Genomic DNA, 24,363 nt, shown 5'->3' with positions numbered 1-24,363 from the left:
ACAGACCGAGCGCATGCGCTACGGGTTGGGACTCGATCTCGCCTATCGCGAGAATCCGATGCTCGGACCGCACTCGTTCGGTCACGCCGGCATGGGCGGACGGCTGGCCTTCGCCGACCGCCGCAGCGGTCTGTCCGTCGGCTACGTGTCGACCGAACTCCGATTCGGTGAGAGCCCGGATCGACGATGGATGCCACTGCTCACCGCTCTGCGGGCGGTCGCGGAGTGACGACTCGGCTGGAGAACGGCGGGACGCGCGTGATCGTCGCACCGGAGGCTGGCGCACGCATCCGCTCGATCATCGCCGTCGGCCACGAATGGACGCTGGTCGACGAGTCCGATCCGGCAGACCTCGCGTTCCTGCGGGAGGGGATGGGCGGCTGGGACGAGGTGATGCCGTCGCTCGCCGCGACGGTCACGTCGGGCGGCACGGCGCTGCCGGATCACGGCGAGGTGTGGAACCGGACGTGGGATGTCACTGCGTTGACCCCGACCTCGCTCACCGCGTGCGTGCGGCTGAGCTCGAGCCGACTCACGCTCACCCGTCGCACCGAGATCGATGCATCGGGATGTGTCCTCCTCCGGTACTCCCTCACGTCGACTGAGCCCTCCCCCACCGCGTGGTACTGGGCCGCTCATCCGCAATTCGCGTCCCCGCCGGGGACGATTCTCGAGCTCGACGGGGTGTGTGAGTTACGCACCGAGAAAGGCGTAGCGCACCGTTGGACGGATGGCGATCTCCTGGCCACCCTCGACGGCGAAGCCTGTCTCAAGCTGTATTCGACCGCTCCCCAACCGGAAGGCACTGCCACCCTGCGTCGGCCGGACAGCTCGTGGGCGCGCCTGTCATGGTACGCACCGTGGCCGGTCTGGCTGGGCCTATGGTGGGACAACTCACGCTTCGCCCGCGAACCCGTCGTGGCCATCGAGCCGACGACCTCCATCCGCCCGGACTCCGTCCTCCACGACGAACTCCACATCGCACCGAACGAGTCGATCGAATGGATGCTGCGCCTCGAATTCGGTATGCAAGCGTGACCCATCAGCAGCAGGGACTGTCTGATTGGGTCGCTTCTGGGACCCGCCTGGATCGTGATCGCCCCACTCGGCAGACGACCTGGCCCGGCGAGGACTCCGGACCGGTGATCGATGATGTCGTGCTCACAGACCGCTCGGCAGACTTCGAAGCGTTCGTGACCTCCGACGTCGCCAGGCGGCAGGCGGCAGGCGGCAGAGGATGAGTTCTACGCGAGTCTCGACGATGAACATCCAACCCAGGATTGACGACGGCATCCCGTCATCGGTGCGCGCCTGGGTCAACGCGAACGAGCAGGCTCATGGCTGATCCACGCAACCGCCGTATGCCGCCGGTCGGTGTGAAACTCACCACCGATGTCGAGCGCCGCGTCGACGGATACCGGGCCCGTGTGCGCTGGACCGACCCCTCAAGTCATAAGCGCGTCGGCCGTGTCAGCCATGTAAGAACTGCGGAGGAGGTCGAGGAGTTCTTCGAGCAGATGCGCGCCGCAACCGAAACCGGGAACGACACCACCGCGACGCTGGCCGACTACGTGGCCTCGATCGGCGAGAGGTGGCAGCGCGGCCTCGACCCCACCTCAACCGCCGAGCTGTACGACACCGGTCTCCGGCTTCGCGTCCTGCCAGCGCTCGGGCACATCCGAGTCGCGAAGATCACCGCCGGAATGATCGACCGCACCATCGACACCTGGGGGACAGAGCACTCCGCCTCGACGATCAAGAACTCCATCGTGAAGCGCCCCGGGTTTTGTGGAGGCTCGGTTATCTGGTTCCGACCCCGGCGGGGGCGTTCTCTTGAGCGTATTCGACCGCTGGCTGGGATGCCCAGTACTCGGCTTCGGCTTCGGCGGGTGGGATCATCCCGATCTCGCCGTGGAGGCGCCGGTGGTTGAACCAGTCGACGTATTCCGCGACGGCGATCTCGACATCGCGGATCGATGCCCAGCCGCCTGTCGGGCGCATCGCGGGGTTGCGGATGCACTCGGCTTTGAAGAGCGAGTTGAACGCCTCGGCGAGGGCGTTATCGTAGCTGTCCCCCTTGGATCCGACCGAGGCGACGGCGTCGGCTTCGGCGAGACGTTCGGTGTAGCGAATCGCTCGATACTGGACTCCGCGATCCGAGTGATGGATGAGGCCGGTGACGTCTTGGCCGGTGCGCTGGCGCTGCCAGAGGCCCATGTCGAGGGCGTCGAGAGCGAGGTCGGTGCGCATGTTCGTCGAGGTCTGCCAGCCCACGACCCTGCGTCTGAACACGTCGATCACGAACGCCGCGTAGACCCAGCCGGCGTGGGTGCGGATGTAGGTCAGGTCCGCAACCCAGAGCTGGTTCGGCGCGGTCGCCTCGAACCGTCGCTCGACGAGATCCTCAGGGCGCTCGGTCTCTGCGCCGTCGCTGACGGTGGTACGGCGGGTCTTGTCACGGCGGATGCCGCGGATGCCTTCCTGCCGCATCAGCCGCTCGACGGTGCAGCGAGCGACCGGGACACCCTGACGAACCAGCTCCGCATGGATCTTCCGCGCCCCGTAGACGCCGAGATTCGCCTTATGGGCGGTCTTGATGTCCACGGTCAGCTCCGCATCCCTCACTGCCCTCGCCGACGGCGGACGGGCCTTCGCGGCGTAGTAGGTGCTCGGGGCGATCTGCAGTCCGCTCTCGCGGAGGACCTGGCAGATCGGCTCGACCCCGAACCTGTCGCGGTGCCCGTCGATGTACTCGACGAGCACCGCGGTCGGCACCTGGGTTACTTCAGCTTGCGGTCGAGCTCCGCCGCCGCGAAAAACGCGGACGCGGTCTTGAGGATCTCGTTCGCCCGGCGCAACTCGCGGTTCTCCCGCTCGAGGTCCACGATCCGCTGCGCGTCCGCTGTCGTGACGCCCGGCGCGATCCCGCCATCGACCTCAGCCTGCCGCACCCAAGTGCGCAACGCCTCAGGGTGGATGCCGAGCTGATCCGCGATCCGCTTGATCGCCCCGACCTTGCTCGCCGGGTCGCGACGCGCGTCCAACGCAAGCCTGGTCGCCCGCTCCTTCAGTTCCTCGCTGTACTTCCGTGGTGCTGCCATGACTCTCATCCTTCACAGGTTTGAGAGCCTCCATCACACCAGGGGCGCTTCAGTCAAGCCCATTCGAACCCACCATGACGGGGTGATCTGAGACCACTTGTTGCGTGCCGGGGAGGATTTCGTAAGGTTTCCTCGTGTCCCCCCTTTCTGCCTACATACACGTGGTTGGGTGGTCTGTCATTGTCGCTGTGTCAGCAACAACGATCAGTCCCATCGGGGGGAAACCATGAAGAGATTGCAAGCCATGCACCGCGTTGCGGCCACGCTCGCGGCAACCGTTATTGCAGCAGGAGTTCTGATGGCCAGCCCCGCTTACGCGGGTGAGGGCAAGAGCGGTGGAGATTCGCTCCCTGTGTGCAACAGCGAGTCGCTGAATCTCATTCATCCCTCGGGGCGGCAGTTGACAGCCGCCGAGATCGAAATCGGGCGGCGCACAGTTCAAAGTTTCTGCGACTCGCAGAACACTGTTCAACCATTCGGCTCGACCTACGGCAACTACGTCACGAACGCGACCAACGCGACCAAGAAGACTTGCTCGTGCGGTTCCTATCTGTCGTGGACGATCAAGATCACGGCCGTTGGGCTGCCGGCGTCTGGCGACAAGAACCTCAACGTGATCTATCGCAAGCAGCCAGGCAGCTCGGCATGGTCGTACGGGCCGTCGAATTACATCGGCCCGTCAACCACCTATGGCAATCTGCCTCTCGTCAGCGGAACGATGCCGCTGAACACAGTCATTCAGAGCTATGGCACCTACTCGCGCAACGGATCCGTTGTCGAGAGCATTTACAACTCCGCGTCTGCGTACTGAGGGCCGTGTCTGACGCATGGCTAACGCTTCCGGATGGGATTGTCGCTCGTGCGACGGTGACACGTGAGGGCGGCGGCTTCCGAGTAGAGCTCGTCGCTCAGCGTGACGTTCGAACTGCAGAGTACGACCGTGAGTACGCGGAATCTGTGGCCGCGTATGAGGCCGCGGCAGCGTCGGTCTCCATCAGGGATCTTTCGCCGCCGGTGACAGGTGCCGAGAAATTCATGGCTGAGGTGCACCTGTTGACGGAAAACGGCACTCAACCCCCACACGGGGTTGTGAAGCTGACCGGCGGCATGGGAAGTGAGTGGACGACTGCATGGACTTCCAGCGGATGGCTACCTCTCCGAATCACGTTGATGTCAGCGAATGGCGAAAGTGTGGCGCTTGTCGTGCCTGACTGACGCCCGCGCGCAGGCGTATGCGTCCCGATCACCTCACTCGCCCAGGCGGAGCATCATTGGTCAATCCACCACAGCGTTTTGTCGGGTGTGCCCGAGGCGGTAGCTGGTGGTGCCGGTTTCGATGATGGTGCCGTGGAAGGTGAGCCGGTCGACGATCGCGGCGCAGAGGCGCGGGTCGGTGAAGGTCTTCGTCCAGCCGGAGAATGATTCGTTGGAGGCGATCGCGACGGAGGCTTTCTCTTCGCGTTCGGTGAGGACTTGGAAGAGGAGTTCGGCGCCGCGCCGGTCGAGTTCCATGTATCCGAGTTCGTCGATCATGAGTAGGTCGACGCGGCCGTAGCGGGCGATGGTGCGGGCGAGTTGTTTCTCGTCGGCGGCTTCGACGAGCTCGTTGACGAGCTTCGTGGCGAGCGTGAACTTGACCCGAAACCCATTCTCAGCTGCGGCGGTGCCGAGCCCGATGAGGAGGTGGGACTTGCCGGTGCCGGAGTCGCCGATCAGGCAGAGCGGGTCGCCGCGGCGGATCCAGTCGCCGGAGGCGAGGGCGTGGATCGTGGCGGGATTCACGTTCGGGTTGTGGTCGTAGTCGAAGTCGCCGAGCCATTTCTGGCGGGGGAACCCTGCCCCGTTGACGCGGCGGATCGTGGAGCGCCGGTCCCGGTCATCACACTCCGCGAGGAGCAGTTCGGCGAGAAACCCTTGATATGTGAGCTGCTCACGCTCGGCCGCAATCGTCGCTTCCTCCATGACGGCCCGTACGGTCGGCAGGCGCAGCCGGCGGCATGCTTGGTCAACCGCGGCGATCGCCGCTTCCGGTGTCATCCCGCGCTGTCGACGCAGGGTGGTTGTGATGCTGGTCACGGTGGGGGTCATGCGTTGGTCCTTTCAGGCTGCAAGGCAGGAGGCTTGCGACGGTGCAGCAAGTCGTCGTACCCGGACAGGTCCGGCAGCGCACGCCGGTCCGGAGGCAACCCCGCGATCACCGCGTCCGGGTCGCGGAGGCGGCGCTGGGTGAGACTGACAACCCGTCGCACGGCGGTGACCTCGTTTGCAACGGGATGACGGTCTGATTCGGACCCACCCGGCCCTGCCGTGGCGGCGGCAAGTCGGGCTTCGACCGCGACAACATCCGCGGTGACCGCCCCCACGGTCAGCGCGGCACGGATCCCTGCGGCAACCGCGTGGGTGTTCATCGTGCGGTGCAGCAGGAGCACGCCGATCAGTTCCCGCGTGCCGGCGCTATCGCCGTTCACCTTCCTTGATTCAGCCCAGAACGCCTCATGCGCGGCGGTGAACACGCCTGCGTCGCGTGCTGCGGCCAGCGCCGCGGAACCCTTCAGCGCGCCTGGCTTGTGGTCGAGGACCTCGAGGTAGTGATCCAGTTGTATTGTCTCGCCACCTCGGGCGACGACTCGCTCATGACGGGCCGCGGGGACCCGTCCGTCGAAAACGACCAGTTCGGACGCGCGGAGGGAGACGCGGACTTGTCGTCCGATCAGTCGGGCGGGGACGGAATATCGGGCCATGCGGACGGTGATCATGCTGGAGCGGTCCACCCGCGGATGCAACACCAGGCCCGGGTCAAACCGGTCCGCGGGCAACGACGCGAGCGTGGTCTGGTCGGCTGCGAAGTCGTGCGCCACGGTGGTGGTCTTCCCGGTGATCCGGCGTTGCTCGTCCCTCGCGTCCCAGCCTCGGAGGCGCTCGTTGAGCTCGTCCAGGGAGTCGGTGACGGGCATGGGTGAGAGCCAGGTGCGGCGGAACCTGCCGACATCGCCCTCGACGCCGCCCTTCTCGTGGGCGCCGTCGATGCCGGGGATGCAGTAGAACGGGTCAAAGCCGTAGTGGGAGCGGAACAGCACCCACCGGTCGTTCTCTACCCGCCCGCGTCCTTCGCCGATCAAGACGCGTTTGACGGCGGCGGTGAGGTTGTCGTACTTGATCTGCAACCGCGGCACCCCGCCCAACTCTTCGAACGCGGCGATATGACCCTCGAGGAAGGCTTCCTGCGACTGCGTCGAATACACCCGGTGCACCGCCCTCCCGGAGTGAGAGAGTCGGAACGTGAACATGTGACACTTCGTTTTCACCCGGCCAGGATCACCCAGACCTCACCGAAATCGACCTCTGCCTCCGCGCCCGGGGCGTGCAGCTGCGGTACGAACGCCTCCACCGTCCGCCTGCCGGCTTCGATCTCGACCTGCACGCGCCGGGCACGGACGTAGTCCCGCACCGACCCGTAGGAAACGTCGGCGTCGTGTTCGTCTAGGAGGCGGTGATGGATTCGGGTGGCGGTATGCCGCTGCTTCCGCGGTGCGTCCAGATCGACCCGCAGCATCGCGTCGATCGCGGGTTTGAACGGATCCAGCTTCGGCGCCGTCCGCACCGGCGTCTTCCGTTCCGGCGGTGACGCGGATGCCAACGCTTGCCGCACCGTGCCACGGCCGACGTCGTACTTGCGCGCGAGAGCTCGGATGCCGAGTTCCTCCAGTCGCGCGTCACGGCGAATGTCCGCGAACAAACTCACCCTGTTCCTCATCCCCGACCACCGGCCTCCCCGCCCTCGGAGAGGGCACGGGTCAACCGTCCAGGTGGGTCCGGATCAGACCGTCACAACACACCGACAGTCGATCAGGTGGGCCCGAATCAAACCGTCACCCTGGTCTCCAATTAAGTTGTCACAGACACGCGGGGATCACCGCCCGGCTGACCGATGCGGGCTGACCGCAACGCGTTCCGCGCCCAGCCCGCCGAGCAGGCATCGCCGCGGGCGCACGCGATCGCGGTCATCGGCACGCTGACGCGGCTCGCGGAGGCGTGCGAGAAGGTGGACCAGTCCTACTCGGACTTCGTCATGCTCGCCGCACTCCTGGCAGCGCGGTCCTCGGAGGTCTCGGGGCTCCAGGCCGGAGATGTCCGCTTCGACAAGAACCTCGTCGTCATCGCCCGACAGACCTACCCCGGCAGAGGCGGGCTCATCACCAAGCAGACCAAGGGCCGCAAGGAACGCCGCGTCCCGATCCTCGACCCGCTGCGACCGATCCTCGAACGCCTCACCGAGGGCAAGGAGCCGGAAGACCGGCTGCTGGTCGGACCCAAGGGCGGCGCCCTCACCACCGCGACCGTGCGGGACGCGACGAACTGGGACCAGATCGTCAGCGACCTCGGCCTGCCCGACCTCACCCGCCACGGGCTACGGCACACCGGCGCGACCTGGATGGCCGACGCCGGCGTCCCGCTGCACGTGCTCCAGGACATCCTCGGCCATGCCTCCGTCGAGACCACCCGCGGTTACCTGCACCCCGACGACCGCCACCTCGCATCCGCCGCCGAGCAGGCCAACGCCTTCCTCTCCCGCTCGGGCAAAACAGGCGGTATGGCACGTCCGCCCCGGTCGCTCTAGCGTGCGCCGGACGAACTCTCGCAGTGTTCTGGTCCCCTTTTGGTCCCCTTATCCACAGGCCGCACCTCCACGAGACGCCGAAGCGATCTCGGACCTGCTCCGGCACGGCGGCGAGGGGACCAGAAGGGGACCAACGAAAACTGCCCGCAGAAACGAGGAAGCCCCGATGAAAATGGCTTCTCATCAGGGCTTTTCCGTCGGGATGACAGGATTTGAACCTGCGACCCCCTGACCCCCAGGCGTCCAAACCGGCCCACCTAGCCCCCAACCCGCATGACTCCGGGCCGCAGATCCTGCAGAGCACGTCACGAGATGCATGGTTTGCATGATTCTGGTCGAATCCCCCCGGCGTGTCCGGAGACTTGATTCCTTGGAAGGATCTGTCTCATGGGACGTCCCAGCAAATATCCGCGCGAGCTTCGTGAGCGTGCTGTCCGTATGGTCGCCGAGGTGCGGCCCGATTATCCGAGCGAGAACGCGGCGATCGTCGCGGTCGCCGGGATGCTCGGGATCGGGTCGCCCGAAACGATCCGCACCTGGTTGCGGCGGGTGCAGATCGACACCGGTCAACGCTCCGGGGTGACGACGGAGGCGCAGGCCGAGATCAAGCGTTTGAGTCGGGAGAACGCCGAGTTGCGGCGGGCGAACGAGATTCTGAAGGCGGCTTCGGCTTTCTTCGCGGCCGAACTCGACCGGCCATCGAGGCGATAGTGACGTTCATCACCGAGCACAAGGACCGCACCGACGGTGGGCTGCGGTGGGGTGTCGAGTCGATCTGCACCGTGCTCACTGAGCATGGCTGCACGGTCGCCCCATCGAGCTACTACGACGCCCGCGGACGCGGACCCTCGGCGCGAGTGGTGTCGGACGAGCGGTGGAAGCCGATCATTCTGACGACTTGGCAGAGCCACCGGAGGGTGCTCGGAGCTCGCAAGCTCTGGCTCCGCCTGCGACGTGACGGGCACGACATTGCCCGCTGCACGGTCGAACGGCTCATGCGAGACCTCGGCATCAGTGGTGTCGTCCGCGGACGCCGCAAGAAGCCCGTCGATGCGGATCCGCGCCAGACCAGGCCGGCTGACCTCGTCGATCGGCACTTCTCCCGCTTCCGGGTGAACCAGCTCTGGGTCGCCGACTTCACCTACGTCTGGACCTGGTCCGGATGGGTCTACGTCGCATTCGTCTTCGATGTCCACTCCCGCCGGATCCTCGGCTGGCGAGCCGCCACCTCGATGACGACACCGCTCGTGCTGGACTGCCTCGAGATCGCCCTCTGGACCCGGAGACGCGAAGGCGCCGACGACTTCTTCGGGCTGACCCATCACACCGATGCCGGCAGCGTCTACACCTCGATCGCGTTCACCGACCGGCTCGTCGACGAAGGCATCGACGCCTCGGTGGGGTCCGTGGGCGACGCTTACGACAACGCTCTGGCCGAGTCGCAGATCGGGCTCTACAAGACCGAGCTGATCCACCACGAAGGCCCCTGGCGCGACATCGATCAAGTCGAAGTCGCAACCGCCGACTGGGTGCACTGGTTCAACACCGAACGCTCCCACGCCTCGATCGACGACTTCACCCCGATCGAGCTAGAGCAACTGCAATACGCTCTCACCGAACCCCTCGAACGAGCGGGCTAACACCAGCAAAACGCTCTCCGGACACGCCGGGGGGATTCAGTACTAGCTGACGGCGTGCTAGCCCCTGGTGCGACGTTAAGCACGGGCGGGTCGGCATTCTAGGGATGGGACCTGTCCACTTGACTGTCTGGGCTTAGCTCTACAGTCGACTCATGAAGGGGATGGTGGGTGCAGGGCTGCTTGCGTCGGCGTTCGCGCCGTTGCTCGCTCTGATCGCAATCTTGAAGCTACCGACGCTGGGCTGTGTCAGCTGGGCGATACTTACTGGTTGTCTCCTCTCGCTTGTGCTCTTGTGGCTGGTGCTTCGCAGCGTCGCCCGGGTTCAGACGCGTCCCGTGGAGTCGGTGGAGGTGCGACGGGCGGACGAGAGCGTTCTCGGGTTCACATCCAGCTACATCGTCCCTGTCGTGGTCGCGCTTTTCAGTGATGACATCGCATCCTTGGTGGCGACGATCGCGCTCGTTCTGCTTCTCGTGGTCATCTATGTCCGGGCCGGGCTGTATCACTTGAATCCGACTCTTGCCGTCGTCGGATTCCGGCTCTATCAGGTGACCGCCGCGGGCGGCGCGGTAACGATGGTGCTGTCACGGTCCCGGCACCTTCCGCAGCACGGAGTTGTCGAGTGTCGATACCTTGGTGACGATGTCGCCATCCAGTTGAAGGGACGACCATGACCAAGGAACCGGCGCGCCAAGCGCTCGCTACCGCACTGGCCGCGGAGCCGACTGGGTTGGACAACTTCGTCATCCGTGGAGACGCGCTCGCCGACTCGGAATTGACCAGGTTCGATCTGGTCGATGGGATGGCATCGGACGTCGTTGGCGATGTCCGTCGGTTCGCGGAAGCCCTGACGGGTAGGCAGTTTCTCGACTACGACCCGTCATATCAGACCAATAGTTCCCAGGTTCTTGTCGAGAAGCTCGGCGACATTCCGGAGCTCTCAACCGTGGATGCAGCGATTCGGCGCGGAGATGTGCCCAACGACGCAGGCGGCCGGACGGTCGTCGCGATGGCGCACGCGGTCGGCACGGGTGCGAATCGCATCGTCGCCTACCGGCTCAAGGGTCCTGGGATCGCGACGAGACGGGCCCGGGGTATCACGCTCGTCCCGCGTGATGGCGTCTACCGGCCGATCGAGGGCGACGTGCTGTTCTACGAGCCCCGATTCGATGTGCTCACGCGGGGAGAGTTCGCGTACTTCACGACGGTCACCCTTATCCAGACAAAGCTTCAAGCGCCAGACAAAGCACGCCAGCTCGCCCGTGACACGCTGGCAGCGGTGACGGCCAAAATCCGTATCGACGGGTTCGCGGAGCTGGAGCAGGCGGTGATGGATGATCCGAGCATGCGCGCGAAGATGGCCTCTGTTGCTCGCCTCCTGCAGTCCGACCCGGACTACGCAAAGAACCTCACGACCAAGAAGCTCGTTGCTTTCGTTGAGTCCTACCCGGACTACGACATTCCGATCGCCACCATCGACGGCAAGAAGGCGCTGCGGTTCGACGCCTCCCCCCAGCACCGGCACCAGATCCCCCGGCTTCTCGCCGACGACTACCTCCACAGTTACCTCACCGACCGCAACTATGAGGCGGGCTCGAAGCAGCGCGTGCGCACCTAGCGCGGCAAGCCGACGATGGCAGACGCAATTCGCGCGCGGACGTTGCAGGCGCTACGCAATGCAACCCAGTTCGAATTCTCGCCGGAGGCGCTCGCGGGTGTGTTGACGGCGACTCCTGACCTGCTCGCGGGTCTGTCCGATAAACGGTGTGTGGGGTCCGGCGGTTTTCATCAGTAGGTGGTTCTCTCGAACCGTCCGGCGAAGGTGATCGCGAACGCGTTGAGCGCGGGCTTCCACCTCATCACCCAGCGTGCCCTCCCGCCTCCGGTGGGGTCAAGCGACCGGGTCACGAGGTAGAGACACTTCAACGCGGCTTGCTCGTTCGGGAAGTGCCCCCGGGCACGGACCGCGCGCCGGTATCTCGCGTTGATCGATTCGATCGCGTTCGTCGTGCAGATCACCCGGCGGATCTCCACGTCGTATTCGAGGAAGGGCACGAACTCCGCCCAGCTGCTCTTCCAGAGCTGGATGATCGCCGGATACCGTTCGCCCCACTCGCCCGCGAACTCCTCGAACAGGTCTTTCGCGGCCTGCTCGGACGGGGCCGTATAGACCGGCTTGAGCGACTTCACGATCGCGTCGCGGTGCTGCCGGCCGGCGTAACGGAAGCTGTTGCGGATCAGATGCACGATGCACTGCTGCACGACCGTCTGCTCCCAGGTCGTGTTGATCGCCTCGGGAAGTCCCTTCAGGCCGTCGCAGATGGCGATGAACACGTCCTCGACGCCACGGTTCTTCAGCTCGGTGAACACCTGCAACCAGAACCGTGCGCCCTCACCTCCATCCCCGGCCCAGATCCCCAGGATCTCCCGCTCCCCGGCCGTGGTGACGCCCATGACGACGTAGAACGGGGTGTTGCGGACCTGCCCGTCCCGGACCTTGACCACGATCGCGTCGACGAAGATCACCGGGTAGATCGCATCCAACGGCCGCGAAGACCACTCCACCAGCTCCCCGGCCACCTTCTCGGTGATGCGAGAGATGGTGTCCTTGGAGACCTTCGCCCCGTAGACCTCGTCGAAGTGCGCCGCGATCTCACCGGTCGTCAACCCTCGAGCGGAAAGGGACAGCACGATCTGATCGATGCCGTCCAGTCGGCGTTTCCGCTTCGGGACGATCACCGGCTCGAACGACCCATCCCGATCCCTGGGGACCTCGATCTGCACCCGGCCGATCTCCGTCAGCACCGTCTTCACTCGCGTGCCATTTCGCATATTCGCCGCCACCGGCGTACCGCCGTGCTCGTGTCCGAGGTGCTCCGTCAGCTCGGCTTCCAAAGCGGTCTCAAGCACGTTCTTCGTGAGTTGGTTCAGCAGCCCACCGGGCCCGACCAGGTTCACGCCTTGCTCCTTCGCCTGCGCGAGCAACCGCTCCGCGAGGTCCTTCTGATCGATGATCTCTCCCGTCACGGGATCAATCATCGCGTCAGTCAATATCTCGGTCGCATCAGTCACGGCCGTCTCCTTTCGGATCAGGCCGGACCCCACACACCGTTATTCAGACAGTCCCGTCCCTAGACGCTCCTTTGCTCGTTTAGTCCTTCTATCGCGAACGCGTGCGTCCGTGCTCCGACCTCGATTCTGACTCGTGATGCCCAGCTTGTTTGGACGTGCAACCGGGACGGACGCAGGTAGGTGCTGGGCGACGAGCCTGCCCGACGTGTGGGGCGGCTAGCTGTTACTGGTCATGAGGCTGTTGAGCATCCGCAGCTTTCTGGTTGACGACCGCACCCCAGTGGCACTGGCGGTCAGCTGTGCGAAGCGACGCGCGGTGAGGTGCGAGTGGCCGTGATGATGCCGGCCAGTGCTCGCCTGGCGGATTCGAGTTCTGCGATCTGCGCACTGACGCGCGCGTGTTCGCGTTCGAATTCAGACAAGAGGTCCTCGCATGCAGGCACGAGGAAGTCTCCGTCATCCACCATGCACGGCAGCAGTTCGCTTGCGAGCTCCGTGCTGATGCCCGCGGCAAGCATGAATCGAATCCGTCGCACCCGCTCGATGTCTTCGGGAGCGTACGAGCGATAGCGGTTCGATTGGCGCTGCGGCTGCAGAAGTCCTTGCTCCTCGTAGTAGCGCAACGCGCGAGCACTGACGCCCGACGCTCTGCTGAGCTCACTGATTCGCATCTCCGTAGGCTCCTCGGCTTGACATTGACGTCGACGTGAATGTTTAGCGTAGACCTATGACCACTCAACACGAACATCAACCATCACCTCGGACCGTTTCTGTCGTCGGGCTCGGCCCGATGGGGAGGGCGCTCGCGCGGGCGTTCCTCCTCGACGGGCAGGCTGTGACGGTCTGGAATCGGACGCCAGAGAAAGCCGCCGACATGGTGGCTGCTGGCGCTTCGCTCGCACCCTCCCCTGCGGACGCGTTTCGCGCCAGCAGCCTCGTCGTGTTGTGCGTCGTCGACGACGACGCAGTGTCGGAGATCGTCGGCACCTTCGACCTGGCTCGGCTGGATGCGTCCCCCGTAGTGCTCAACCTCACGGCGGACAGCCCTGCCAGGACGAGGATGCTGGCTGCACAGATGGGCTCCCTGGGCCTGACCTACCTCGATGGCGCCATCATGACGCCAGCCGCCACGATCGGAACCGACGCCGCGCGAGTGCTGGTCGCCGGCCCCCAGGACGTGTGGGAGTCGAACGAGTCAGGATTGCGGGCCCTTGGCGAGATCTTCTACCTCGGGTCTGACATCGCCTCAGCTGCTACCTACGACGTCGCGCTGCTTTCACTATTCTGGACATCATTCGCCGGCGTCGCCCAAGCCCTGGCTCTCGTCCAAACCGAAGGCATCGAGAGTGAGACGTTCACGCCTCACGCGATCGCGATGAGTCAGCTCACTGTCGATCTTCTCCCGACACTCGCCCGTGATGCCGCGGAGCGCAGGTTCGCCGGCGCCGAGACAGCATCCGTTGACTCCCTCCAGGCAAGCATCTCCCACCTCCGCGCGGCGTTCCAGGACGCTCGCGTGTCCACGACGGTGCTGGACGCAATTGCAACGATCGTCGCCAAGGCCGTCGACGACGGGCAAGGCTCCAGCGCGCCCATAGCTCTCTCCGAAACCCTCGCGGCCAACCACGCGTCGCGGCGGGCACCCTGATGACGCGAACGCCCGCTGACAAGCTTCAGATCAAGCCGGAAACCGAACTGCTGCTCGACCCCTCAACGCCCGAGCAGCGCGACAAGCTCGTTTCCCTGCCGGAGCGCGTCACTCTCGTCGGTGGCATCGGTCGCAACACCGAAGGCGATTTGGATCGGCAACGCATCGCTGGAATCGTCTCGGAACCCGAGCCGCCCCGAGTGGACCCCCTTACGGAGCTGTCGCGACGATGATCTGAGATTCGGAGGGCAGCTCAACGCCCGCGGCCGTCATGAATGCTATCGGCAGCCCGCGTGCTCGATTCCAATCCGTGCTGTCGGTGGCTTGAACGTGAACGTGTGGTTGAGTGCTGTTTCCCGAGTTCCCGCACTGCCCGAGCGGTTGTCCAACTGCGACTCGGTCGCCGACCGTCACATCCAGCGAACCCCTTCGGAGATGGGCGACAAGCACAAACGGGCCACCGCCACCCTGCCCCATTGCGATCACGACGTGATTGCCCGCGATCGCGTGAGGTCCGCGCCGCACTCGCTCGGCTTGCCCCAGCATGTACAGCAGCAGAGTGTTCTGTGACCGTCGGGCATCGTGGTCCTCTTCTCCATCGTGGACAAGGACGATCGTCCCCATGGCTGGCGCCAGCACGGTCGCTCCGAACCCGACGAACACTTCCGGGGGCTCGGTGGCGATGGCCGCTCGCCAGCTCCAAGGTGCGGACCTCCCGCGGTCATCGACAGGTATGAGGTCCATCGCATAGGTCGTGCCCATCAGATGAGTGCCGTGGCTCGGAACCCGACGAGCGGGACTATTCCTGGCGCGGAGCCGTCCTTCCATCGGATACCGCAACAGGACCGGAGCAGAGAGATTCACGCCTCCACAGTCGTACAGAAATGCAAGCGTGGACACCGTAAGCGTGTGGCGTCGGTTCGACCGGACCTTCTCGCGATCAACCGTCGATAAGACGATCGTTGCGGCTTGACCCTGCCTACCTGCCTTTCAGGACGAGAGCAGGAGCAGGGTATGGACACGATCATGGGGTTGGCCTCTGACGAGCGGACGGCGAGGGTGATCCTCGCGATGGCCTCAGAGCCAGCGGATGCCGTCACCGCGCGGATGGTACGCACCGCGGGTGCGACCGAAACCGTCGCCCATGCCCTCAGTGACGACGTGCCGGTCGGGCCGGATGGAGATACCTGGCAGCGGCGTCTCGCACCGCGCATCGACGAGGGCCAAGTCAGGCGAGTGCTGGCAGAGACGGAGCGGCACGGTCTAAGTGTGCTGATCCCCGGTGATCGTGAATGGCCGTCGGGTGTCGACGCGCTCGGGGATGGTGCCCCGCTCGCGTTCTGGGCAAAAGGCGACACGAACCTACTGACCTCGCCTGTCCGTGATCGGCTCGCAATCACGGGCGCACGGGCGTCGACCGGGTATGGCGAACACGTCACCATGGACCTTTCGCACTCGGCTGTCGAGGATGGGCGCCAGGTGGTCTCTGGTGGCGCCTACGGAATCGATGGTGCCGCGCATCGGGCGGCCCTGGCTGCGGGTGGCTCCACGATCGCGGTGATGGCCGGCGGGTTGGACCGGCTCTACCCAGCAGGACACACCGAGCTCCTCACCCGTGTCGGGGAGAAGGGGGTGCTGTTGAGTGAGATGCCACCGGGGGCGGCACCGACGAAGTGGCGGTTCCTGCAACGCGGCAGAATCCTTGCCGCGCTCTCCGGCGCGGTCGTCGTCGCGGAAGCCGGGTACCGGTCCGGGTCCTTGCACACGGCGGCCCGCGCCGTCGAGTTGCATCGTCCTGTCGGAGCGGTCCCGGGACCGATCACGAGTGCTGCCTCGGCCGGGTGCCACCGGTTGCTGCGGGATGGGCTCGGCTCCGTCATCACCGGATACGACGACGTGCGAACACTCCTCGATGAGAGACGTGGGAGCACACACCGCACAGCCCAGCGAACGGTGGGCCTCGAGCATGACCCAATCGACGCATCCACGTCGTCATCACGGGTGCCAGGACGTGGGCTGAGTCGCTGACCAGTCGAGCGGGGGGGGGCGGTGGTGCACCTGCGTTGGAGGCGACCGTTGGGGTCGCTGATGACAGCCAGGAGGCATCTCGTGTCAGGATCACTCACCCATGTCCCGGAGCAAAACGCCGCTCCCCCACCGACCGTGTTGCGGCGCATACTGTCGGCACTCATCGCGCTGCTGCTCCTGGCAGGCACGGTCACGCTCACCGCTGCGCCCGCGTATGCCGGCAGTGAGGGCGTGGGGTACGACCTCGGAGAGGGATTCCTTGGTGCGTACAACACCGATGTCGACGGACGTCAGGCGTACTGCCTGGATATCGGCTCAAACCCTCCGTTCGGGCAGACCACCGGACCGTCAACGATCACATCGCTGGACTCCCTGTCTCGTCAGCAGCTCGCGGAACTGAACTTCGTGCTGGACCGGTGGGGGCAGTCCGGGGATGCGAACATCACCGCCGCAGTCGCACTATTCACGTGGTCGGTCGCTGACCCCGGCACCTACAACTCGCATGGCATGTCCGGCGACGACTACTACGTCGGCCGTGCGCCCGCGTCTGAACGCGCCATCATCCTTGCCAACCTCAACACGATGCGCCAGGAAGCGGTGGTGAACGCGGTCACGGACCCGTCATTGTCGTTGTCGCTCACCATGTCGGATCAGTACGCAGGCACACTGACCGTGGACGCGCACCCTGCATCGCTGACCGGCACGGCAGCCCTAACGGATGCGGTGTTCTCGGACGGTTCAGCTAGCCGCGCCCTCGGCGTCGGTACGCATCCGATCACCGGCACCCCCGCAGACGGGGTTCCCTCCTACCGGATCGCCGCGTCGATGTTCGTGCCCGCCGCCGGGTACGGTGCCGCCCTGGACCTGTACACGACACCCGGATCGCAGCGCCTGGTCGCCGCCGTCGCAGGATCCTCCACAGGCCTGTCTGCACAAGCGGAGTCGCCGGTGATCGAGTTGGACTTCCAACCCGAGATCACCACCCAGGTCGCCTCCCGATTCGTCGCCGAAGGCGATCCTCTCGTTGACGGGCTAACGGTGAGCGTGTCGAAGGGCACCTGGATTCACCAGGACGGTGCACCGATCGAGGTGACCGCGAAAGGCACCCTGTATGGGCCATTCGATGAGCAGCCCACCGAAGCCGACACCCCACCCGGAGACGCACCCGTCGCAGGTACCGAGACCGTCGTCCTGACCGGTCCTGGCTCGTACACCTCGCTGGGCACGATCACCGCACCAGCATCAGGGTTCTACACCTGGGTGTGGGCCATCGACAAGACCGCGCAAGGGCAGAACGCGAAGTACCTCACTGACTCCTTCACCGACCGCTTCGGGCAGGTTGCTGAGACGTCCGTGGTGCCGTTCCAGCCGGTCGCCGTCTCCGAGGCGGATCAGCATCTCGCGGTGCCCGGTGACGCGCTCACCGACACCATCACCGTCAGCAGTTCCAACGGTGTCTGGTTGAAGAAGGATGACGCGTTCGTTCCGGTGGTCTTCGAGGGCACCGCCTACCAGGTGCCCGGAACTCTGCCTCCGACGCAGTCCACAACGATCGATCCGACGGCGATAGCGCTGGGAACGGTCACGGTGACTGCAGACGGTCCCGGCAACTACACGTCGTCTGCGGTGATCGCCCCGACGGGCGGGTTCGTGACCTGGGTGTGGGAGGTGAAGAAGGCCACGCAGCCGGAGTGGGTGCGCAACTACCTCGCGGACGATTGGGCTGACGAGTACGGCATCACCGTCGAAACCACCTCGGTGCGCTGGCCTGTCACGGTGACCTCGTTGATGCGGGAGTACAACGTGCACCCCGGCGGACGCGCCTTCGACGTCATCACCGTGACCGGGTTCCCCGCGAACCACGGGGACTTCACTGGCGACGGGTACTGGGGCCCCGACCTCGACGAGCTCCGTCACACCGTGTATGGCCCGTTCGAGACCGATGCGGAGCTGAAGGATGATCTTGACCTCAGTTCAGCGCCGATCTTGATCGAGCTGACGACGCCGGCCCGGAACGGGGTCTACAAGCTCGGCTACACCGACGACGACAAAATCGTGCCGACCAAACCTGGGTTCTACGTCCTCGTCACCACCTTCGCAGGCGATGACCGAGTGCAACCGTACCGGTCGTCTCCGGCAGATGTGCTGGAACGGTTCTACGTCCCACCTACCGACACGGAGGTTCCGGTGTCGGTGATCACCCAGGCCACCCCCGACGCGCTCGTCGGGCAGCCGTTCGAGGACACCGCCCTCGTCCAAGGCACCACCATCCCCGGCGGCGCTTACCTGCAGTTCCGCGCCTACGGACCACACCCGGCAGATGCTGGGGCGGTCTGCGAGGAGCCGTTCTTCACGAGCGACGAAATTCCGGTCACCCAGGCCGGGATCTACCGTTCCGGCACCACCACCGCGGACACCGCCGGGAACGTGTACTGGGTCGAGAGCCTGTACGACGCCGACGGCGAGATCATCGCTGAAGGCACGTGCGGAGCACCCGGTGAAACGACCGTGATCCGTGAACAGCCCGAAGAGCTCACGGTGAGGACGAATGCGGTGCCAGCGGTGGTACTCGGTGACCCAGCGCATGACGTCGCGACCGTCACCGGAACCGTTCCTGACGGCGCACGCCTGGTGTTCGAGACGTACCGGCAAACCTCCGATACCGCGACCTGCACACCAGAGGAACTGGTGTTCATCTCAGCGGTGATTGATCTCGACGGGCCGGGCGAGTACCGCTCCGACGAAGTGACCTTCGACAGCGTCGGCACCTACTACTGGGTGGAGACCATCATCGATGCGGACGGTCTCGTACTGCATCGCGGCCTGTGCGGGGCGCCGGACGAGACCACCACCGTCACCCCGGTACCGGAGACACCGGAGACACCGGAGACGCCAGGAAAGCCGGGAGGTCCCGGGGTGCTGGCGCACACCGGTGGCGGTGATTGGTGGCCGCTCGGACTCGTTGGCGGGCTGATGGCTGCCGCGACCGGTGGGGTGCTGCTGTTCGGTCGCCGCCTGGCGATCACCCGCGAACGACACGGTTACGTCCGGGAGGAAGCCGACGCATTCCAGGCCTTCCAGGACCAGTTCGAAGGAGCGAAGGAGGAGTAGCTCGAATAGGCGGCTGATCCGTCCGGCACCCCCAACACGGCCGGACCAGCATCGGGAGGGCACGAACCAACCCCAGGTTCGTGCCCTCCCCCGTTTGCGCTTGGACGGCGGCGGTGCACCTGTATGACGACATCCGCGTTTCGTCTGGAAGGACCATCCCTGTGACCCCGAAACCCCGCTACCGCCGCGCCCTCCCCACCTCCGAGAGCGAGGCAGGTGGGCCTCTGATCATTCCGGTGGTGGAGTTCACCGTGCACGAGGACGGAAGTATGACCGTCACAATCGATGGCGCACCGCACAACCCGCCGCCATTCGCCCCGGGGTGGCGGCGCGATTCGTTCCCGACGATCCTCGACGACCTGGCTGCGCTGTTGCAGACCCCGTTGCGAGTGCATGTGCGAGAAGCGGACGGATCGACGTTCACGGACATCATTACCCCGCCCCGTGCCCGCCGCACCGAGCCCCTGCTCTCACCCGACTGGTCATCGGGTGCGCCTGTTCCCCGATTGGCGGTACCGGTGGTGCATCAGGTGTCGGGAGCCGGGTTCGTGCCCGGTGAGGATGTCGCCGTCGCGATCATCCACGCCCACAGTGACGCCGCCGGCGACGGCACCGCCCGCGCACTCCTCACCTCAGAGCAGGTGACGGCCGCGCACACGGGCGAAGTGATCCTGTTCGGCCGGATCTCCGGCACACTCGTGATCGGACGCCCCGAATGAGCACCCCACGCCAAGGCGGCGCGCTCGGGGACGAACTGGCAAACCTGGGCATCATCGCCCTCATCACCGCTGGAATCCTTGCCGCCATCCTCCGCGGAGCAGGATCAGTTACCGCATGGATCACCACGAGCACACAGCCAACCGGCGGCGTCGAGGCCGGACTCGGGGTGCTGCTGAACCCCAGGAACCCCGGTGACGCGCTCGGCGCGGAGGGGCTGAACCCCGTCGCCTACTGGATCACCGCAAGTCTTCTCATCCTCGCGGTCGGTACTGCCGGGTGGTGGGTTTGGCGCGGCATAAGGGAGCACGGCCGTCTGACCAAGGTCGATCCGTACCGGATCGTCGGGATCGCCACTCGCACCGACCTCACCACCACCGCGTCCGAAAAAGCACTGCTACGCCGGGCAGGGCAGCTCCGGCCGTCGCTGGCCAAGCCTGTACCGGGTGATGTTGGGTACAAGCTCGGCACCTCGCGCGGCGTGAATGTGTGGGCAAGCGTTGAGGACTCCATCCTCCTCATCGGGCCGCCCCGCTCCGGGAAAGGCCTGCACGTTGTCATCAACGCGATCTTGGATGCTCCGGGGGCGGTCGTCACCACCTCGACCCGGCCGGACAACCTCACTGCGACGCTGAGGGCCCGGAGCGCGGGTGGGCGGCCGGTGGCGGTGTTCGATCCGCAGTACCTCGCCGAAGGCATCCCCGCAGGGCTGCGCTGGTCGCCCATCCGCGGATGCGAGGACCCTCTGACAGCAATGATCCGCGCCACCGGCCTTGCCGCAGGCACCGGTCTGTCCGCAGGCGGTGTTCAGGGCGGGGACTTCTGGGAAGGGAAAACCCGCACTGCACTCCAAGCCCTCCTCCACGCCGCGGCCCTCGACCACCGCGAGCCAGCCGAGTTGTTCCGGTGGACTCTCGACCCCGCCGCCGCAGCCGATGCCGTAGCGATCCTCACCGCCAACCCGAACGCCGCGACCGGGTGGGCCGACTCGCTGCAGGCGATGATCGACTCCGATCCGAGGACCCGCGACTCCATCTGGCAGGGCGTGTCCCTTTCGCTCGCCGCACTCGCTGATCCGAGGGTGCTTGACGCGGTGAGCCCGGGGCCGGATGAGCGGTTCGATCCGGAGGAGTTTCTGCGCAAGCGCGGCACGGTGTATCTCCTCGCGACCGGTGCCGGGGCGAACAACTCAGCCGCCCTGGTCGCCGCGTTCGTCGAAGACCTTGTCGAAGCCGCGCGCCGCATCGCCGCCCGGTCGCCCGCAGCCCGTCTGGACCCGCCCCTGCTCCTCGCGCTCGATGAGGTCGGGAACCTTGCCCCGCTGCCGTCCCTGCCGACGCTGATGGCCGAAGGCGGCGGTACCGGCATCACGACCATGCCCGTCCTCCAGTCATTGGCCCAGGCGCGAGAGAAGTGGTCAGAGAACGCCGCCGGAGCCGTCTGGGACGCGTCCATCGTGAAGATCATCCTCGGCGGAGCCTCAAACTCCCGCGACCTGCACGACCTGACCACCCTCATCGGAGAACGAGACGAAATCACCGACTCCACCACCATCGGCGACCACGGCTCCCGCTCCGCCCAACGCTCCATCCGACGCGTGCCGATCATGCCACCCGACGTGATCCGCACCCTCCCCTTCGGCACCGGCCTCGTACTCCTGCGCTCCGCACCACCCATCGTCACCCGCCTCCGCGCCTGGACCACCAGGAGTGACGCAGCCACGCTGCGCGAGCACCGCGCCGGTATCGAGGCGCTGTTGCAGCAACGCCCATAACCGGGTCAACAGAGGGAGGGGCGGGTGCACCTGTCACGTGAGACGGCACCAGGAGGTGCCCGTTCGCAACTGACAGGAGTAGTCCGATGAGTATTGACACGCAGCAGTCCATTTCAGGGTTCATCGCCACACAGCCCCGGCTCACGACCACGGAAAACGTGGTGCCGCGATTTCATGCGCGCGTCGGGATCGAGCACTCCCGGCAAGAACCCGATGGATCGTTCACGCAACTCGACCCGACCTTCCACGACCTGACGATCTTCAGAAAGACCGCCGAAGAAGCCGCCGCCCGGTTCCAGAAAGGCGACAAGTTCGTCGCTACCGGACGTGTCCACGAGTACACCTACGATAAGGACGGGCAGACCTTCCAAGCCGAAGAGTTCATCGCTTCACGCATCGGACACGATCTCGCTCGCACACGCTACGACGTTGACCGCTCACCGCGCCGGTCAGCCGCCGAGCGGCAGTCCGCGGTTCAGGAAGAGCAGGCGTTCGAGTCAAGTCCGCGGCAACAGTCCAGCGTCGCGTCGCGGTCGAGCATCTGAGCCGGCGGCAGTGATGGATGACGACGCTCCGGAGTCCGAAGCCCTCGAGGACGAGGACGACTTCGATGCGGAATTCGAGGGCCCGCTGCTCGTCGAGCTTCCGCACCCGATCAACTGGAACCTGCTGAGTCCCGAGGATCTGGAAGCCGAGTGGTTGGAACTCAACCGGTGGGTGCACTGGCTCCGCAACACCTACGGCCTCCCCCCTTCGGTGATCCCTCCGTTCTGGCACCACCACCCCGAGTTGCTTTGGGAACTGTCCGCGCTGCACCTGCACTGGTTGTGCTCGTACGACGCAGAGAAGAGCGGCTCGGCACCGCTGGCCTGGCACCGCGACTTTACAGATACCCGGTTGCGTCTTCGCGATTGGGTCGCCGCGGCGGGCACACGCCTGGATCGCGACCGTCCCACCCGGCAGACAAGCTGGCCCGGTGAACCGCCAGCACCCTCCGTTGAGGACATCGTCATCGAGGACCGGGAGGCCGAGTTCGTGGAGTTCGTGCTGGCCGAGGTCACCAAACGCCGTGAAGAAGAAGACCAGTTCTACCGCTCGATCGACCCCACGACTGGGGAAGTCTCATGACCGAGACCCCGAACGCGTCTGCCGCGTCCCCGTTGATGCACAGCCGCGACATCGCCACCTACCTGAAGGTGTCCGAGTCGACCTTATCGCGGTGGCGATCAGCCGGAACGGGGCCGCCGTTCATCCGGCTGGGTGGCATCGCCCGCTACCGGATCGATGCGGTCGACGCGTGGCTGTCCGAGTTAGAACACGACCATGCCCCGCAGGAGTGAGCCACTCCCCAAAGCTGAACCGAGGCCGGTCCCGCCAATCGGAGTGAAGGTTTCCACCGATATGGAGCGCCGCTCCTACGGCGTTCGTGCCCGCGCGCGGTGGACGGACCCGATCACCAAGCGGCGCATCATCCGCTCCGAGATCGTCCCCGACGAGGCCGCCGCCCACGCGTTCTTCGATCAATTGCACACCTCTTCCGTCAAGGGCATGGATACCTCCATGACGTTGACGGAGTTCGTCACCTCCATCGGCGACCGATGGGCACGAGGCCTGGACCCGACGTCGACCGGTGAGATCTACGGGTTCGGGTTGAAGCTGCGTGTCTTGCCTGCGCTCGGGCATCTGGCGGTGACGCAGATCACTGCGGGGATCATCGACCGCACGATTGATGAGTGGGAGCAACGGTACGGGGCATCCACGATCAAGAACTCCATCGCCCCTCTCGTACGTGTTCTCGACGAGGCCGTCCGTGACGGACTCCTGCCGATCAACCCGGCGAAGAATCGCGCTAAGCGCAGTCTGAACCGCAACGCCTTCCGGGCCGCGTCGGCCGAGCAAGCCTCCCCACGAGCGCATGCGATTCCTGACATGAAGACCCTCACCAAACTCGCCACGGCGTGCGGGAAGGTCGGCCAGTCGTACAGCGACTTCGTCATGCTTGCTGCGCTCCTCGCCGCCCGCTCCTCCGAAGTCTCCGGCCTTCAAGTCGGGGACGTGCGGTTCGAGAAGAACCTCGTGGTCATCTCCCGGCAGATCTTCCCCGGTAAAGGCGGACTCGTCACCAAACCCACCAAGAGTCGCAAGGAACGGCGCGTGCCCATTCTGGAACCCCTCCGGCCCGTCCTGGAACGTCTGGCAGAGGCGAAGGCTCCTGAAGATCAGCTCCTCGTCGGGCCGAAGGGAGGCGTGCTCACCACCGCGACCGTCAGGGATGCCACTAACTGGGACACGATCGTCGCAGGGCTCGGCCTGCCCGATCTGACTCGTCACGGGCTTCGGCATACAGGAGCAACGTGGATGGCCGACGCCGGCGTCCCGCTCCACGTGCTTCAAGAGATCCTCGGACACGCATCTATGGAAACCACCCGCGGGTATGTGCATCCCGATGACCGGCACCTCGCCTCCGCCGCGGAGCAGGCGAATGCGTTCCTCTCACCCTCCGGTCAGAAGCGCCAGGCCGCCCAAAGCAGTCCCTCCTCACGAGGCATTTGATGCCGCATCAGACGAAGATGGGCCGGCCCCGAGAGGCCGGGACAACACGTTGTTCACCCCTTGCTTGTACCGGTTATACCGTGTAGCGTTTCAGCTATGAA

21 protein-coding genes, 3 pseudogenes and 1 other annotated feature are annotated in these 24,363 nt (G+C 65.4%); of the genes and pseudogenes, 18 read left to right on the top strand and 6 right to left on the bottom strand.

Translation table 11 applies throughout. The annotated features are described in order from the left end of the window. The 3 genes and pseudogenes from QZ258_RS05850 to QZ258_RS05840 form a co-directional block, all read left to right on the top strand. Nucleotides 1-229: pseudogene (locus QZ258_RS05850) on the top strand (esterase); the annotation flags it as partial. 29 nt (nt 230-258) lie between these two features. After that, a complete protein-coding gene (locus QZ258_RS05845; protein ID WP_294179749.1) occupies nt 259-1,038 on the top strand; it encodes a hypothetical protein in 780 nt (259 codons plus the stop codon). Nucleotides 1,039-1,061: 23 nt separating this feature from the next. Next, nucleotides 1,062-1,284, top strand: a pseudogene (locus QZ258_RS05840) (hypothetical protein); the annotation flags it as partial. A gap of 516 nt (nt 1,285-1,800) precedes the next feature. Here the strand turns inward: QZ258_RS05840 and QZ258_RS05835 are convergent. Further along, nucleotides 1,801-3,101 (bottom strand): IS3 family transposase gene (locus QZ258_RS05835; protein ID WP_294179748.1). Its coding sequence is split into 2 segments (ribosomal slippage): nt 1,801-2,813 and nt 2,813-3,101, totalling 1,302 coding nucleotides; the frame shifts between segments, so codons are not numbered across the junction. Next, nucleotides 2,671-2,823, bottom strand: a sequence feature (AL1L pseudoknot). (Overlaps the previous gene by 153 nt.) Nucleotides 3,102-3,327: 226 nt before the next feature. Between QZ258_RS05835 and QZ258_RS05830 the strand changes: the two genes are divergently transcribed. Beyond that, entirely contained in the window at nt 3,328-3,912 is a 585-nt protein-coding gene (locus QZ258_RS05830) for a hypothetical protein (RefSeq protein ID WP_294179747.1), read from the top strand. A gap of 464 nt (nt 3,913-4,376) precedes the next feature. On the opposite strand, the gene istB is transcribed toward QZ258_RS05830, so the two are convergent. Further along, entirely contained in the window at nt 4,377-5,189 is an 813-nt protein-coding gene (gene istB / locus QZ258_RS05825) for an IS21-like element helper ATPase IstB (protein ID WP_294179746.1), read from the bottom strand. Beyond that, nucleotides 5,186-6,855, bottom strand: a pseudogene (gene istA, locus QZ258_RS05820) (IS21 family transposase). The gene istB and the pseudogene istA overlap by 4 nt, the downstream one beginning before the upstream one ends. A gap of 174 nt (nt 6,856-7,029) precedes the next feature. On the opposite strand from istA, the gene QZ258_RS05815 reads away from it, so the two are divergent. The 4 genes from QZ258_RS05815 to QZ258_RS05800 all read left to right on the top strand — a co-directional run bounded on the left by QZ258_RS05815 (nt 7,030) and on the right by QZ258_RS05800 (nt 10,977). Beyond that, the gene (locus QZ258_RS05815) at nt 7,030-7,719 is read left to right on the top strand and encodes a site-specific integrase (RefSeq protein ID WP_294179745.1); all 690 of its coding nucleotides are present in this window, start codon (nt 7,030-7,032) and stop codon (nt 7,717-7,719) included. A 387-nt stretch (nt 7,720-8,106) separates the two neighbouring features. After that, nucleotides 8,107-9,359, top strand: a protein-coding gene (locus tag QZ258_RS05810) for an IS3 family transposase (RefSeq protein ID WP_294179744.1) whose coding sequence is annotated in 2 segments (ribosomal slippage) — nt 8,107-8,389 and nt 8,389-9,359 — 1,254 coding nt in all. Because the reading frame shifts where the segments join, the coding sequence is not laid out codon by codon here. Nucleotides 9,360-9,511: 152 nt separating this feature from the next. Then, the gene (locus QZ258_RS05805) at nt 9,512-10,033 is read left to right on the top strand and encodes a hypothetical protein (protein WP_294179743.1); all 522 of its coding nucleotides are present in this window, start codon (nt 9,512-9,514) and stop codon (nt 10,031-10,033) included. Further along, nucleotides 10,030-10,977 carry a hypothetical protein gene (locus tag QZ258_RS05800; RefSeq protein ID WP_294179742.1) on the top strand — a complete coding sequence of 316 codons (948 nt, stop codon included), beginning with the start codon at nt 10,030-10,032 and terminating at the stop codon, nt 10,975-10,977. The genes QZ258_RS05805 and QZ258_RS05800 overlap by 4 nt, the downstream gene beginning before the upstream one ends. Nucleotides 10,978-11,147: 170 nt before the next feature. Here QZ258_RS05800 and QZ258_RS05795 read toward each other — a convergent pair whose 3' ends face one another. Then, entirely contained in the window at nt 11,148-12,398 is a 1,251-nt protein-coding gene (locus QZ258_RS05795) for an IS256 family transposase (RefSeq protein WP_294179741.1), read from the bottom strand. A gap of 326 nt (nt 12,399-12,724) precedes the next feature. Then, nucleotides 12,725-13,102: a MerR family transcriptional regulator gene (locus tag QZ258_RS05790; protein ID WP_294179740.1), complete on the bottom strand. Its 378-nt coding sequence runs from the start codon at nt 13,100-13,102 to the stop codon at nt 12,725-12,727. Nucleotides 13,103-13,158: 56 nt separating this feature from the next. Between QZ258_RS05790 and QZ258_RS05785 the strand changes: the two genes are divergently transcribed. After that, a complete protein-coding gene (locus QZ258_RS05785; RefSeq protein WP_294179739.1) occupies nt 13,159-14,079 on the top strand; it encodes an NAD(P)-dependent oxidoreductase in 921 nt (306 codons plus the stop codon). Then, entirely contained in the window at nt 14,079-14,312 is a 234-nt protein-coding gene (locus QZ258_RS05780; protein ID WP_294179738.1) for a hypothetical protein, read from the top strand. The genes QZ258_RS05785 and QZ258_RS05780 overlap by 1 nt, the downstream gene beginning before the upstream one ends. Here the strand turns inward: QZ258_RS05780 and QZ258_RS12410 are convergent. After that, complete coding sequence (locus QZ258_RS12410; protein ID WP_363182138.1) at nt 14,290-14,625, bottom strand: M23 family metallopeptidase; 336 nt, start codon at nt 14,623-14,625, stop codon at nt 14,290-14,292. The genes QZ258_RS05780 and QZ258_RS12410 overlap by 23 nt on opposite strands. Before the next feature lie 468 nt (nt 14,626-15,093). On the opposite strand from QZ258_RS12410, the gene dprA reads away from it, so the two are divergent. From dprA to QZ258_RS05735, 8 genes are all read left to right on the top strand, one after another. Beyond that, a complete protein-coding gene (gene dprA / locus QZ258_RS05770) occupies nt 15,094-16,107 on the top strand; it encodes a DNA-processing protein DprA (protein WP_294179737.1) in 1,014 nt (337 codons plus the stop codon). Between the two features lie 135 nt (nt 16,108-16,242). Continuing rightward, entirely contained in the window at nt 16,243-19,218 is a 2,976-nt protein-coding gene (locus QZ258_RS05765; protein WP_294179736.1) for a hypothetical protein, read from the top strand. A gap of 161 nt (nt 19,219-19,379) precedes the next feature. Beyond that, nucleotides 19,380-19,937, top strand: coding sequence for a hypothetical protein (locus QZ258_RS05760; protein WP_294179735.1), 558 nt, complete (start codon nt 19,380-19,382; stop codon nt 19,935-19,937). Continuing rightward, the gene (locus tag QZ258_RS05755) at nt 19,934-21,709 is read left to right on the top strand and encodes a type IV secretory system conjugative DNA transfer family protein (protein ID WP_294179734.1); all 1,776 of its coding nucleotides are present in this window, start codon (nt 19,934-19,936) and stop codon (nt 21,707-21,709) included. Before QZ258_RS05760 ends, QZ258_RS05755 begins: the two co-directional genes overlap by 4 nt. 86 nt (nt 21,710-21,795) lie before the next feature. Continuing rightward, nucleotides 21,796-22,254: a single-stranded DNA-binding protein gene (locus tag QZ258_RS05750; RefSeq protein WP_294179733.1), complete on the top strand. Its 459-nt coding sequence runs from the start codon at nt 21,796-21,798 to the stop codon at nt 22,252-22,254. A 13-nt stretch (nt 22,255-22,267) separates the two neighbouring features. Further along, nucleotides 22,268-22,837, top strand: a complete 570-nt coding sequence (locus QZ258_RS05745) for a hypothetical protein (RefSeq protein WP_294179732.1) — start codon at nt 22,268-22,270, stop codon at nt 22,835-22,837. Further along, nucleotides 22,834-23,049, top strand: a complete 216-nt coding sequence (locus QZ258_RS05740) for an AlpA family transcriptional regulator (RefSeq protein WP_294179731.1) — start codon at nt 22,834-22,836, stop codon at nt 23,047-23,049. The genes QZ258_RS05745 and QZ258_RS05740 overlap by 4 nt, the downstream gene beginning before the upstream one ends. Nucleotides 23,050-23,092: 43 nt before the next feature. Continuing rightward, nucleotides 23,093-24,262 carry a site-specific integrase gene (locus QZ258_RS05735; RefSeq protein ID WP_363182129.1) on the top strand — a complete coding sequence of 390 codons (1,170 nt, stop codon included), beginning with the start codon at nt 23,093-23,095 and terminating at the stop codon, nt 24,260-24,262. Nucleotides 24,263-24,363: the final 101 nt, after the last annotated feature.

Origin of the sequence: uncultured Schumannella sp., from assembly GCF_905479755.1 — a bacterium.
Lineage (GTDB): Bacteria > Actinomycetota > Actinomycetes > Actinomycetales > Microbacteriaceae > DCRR01.
Note: the sequence above shows the minus strand (reverse complement) of the source record. Positions and strands in the feature narration are given on the sequence as shown.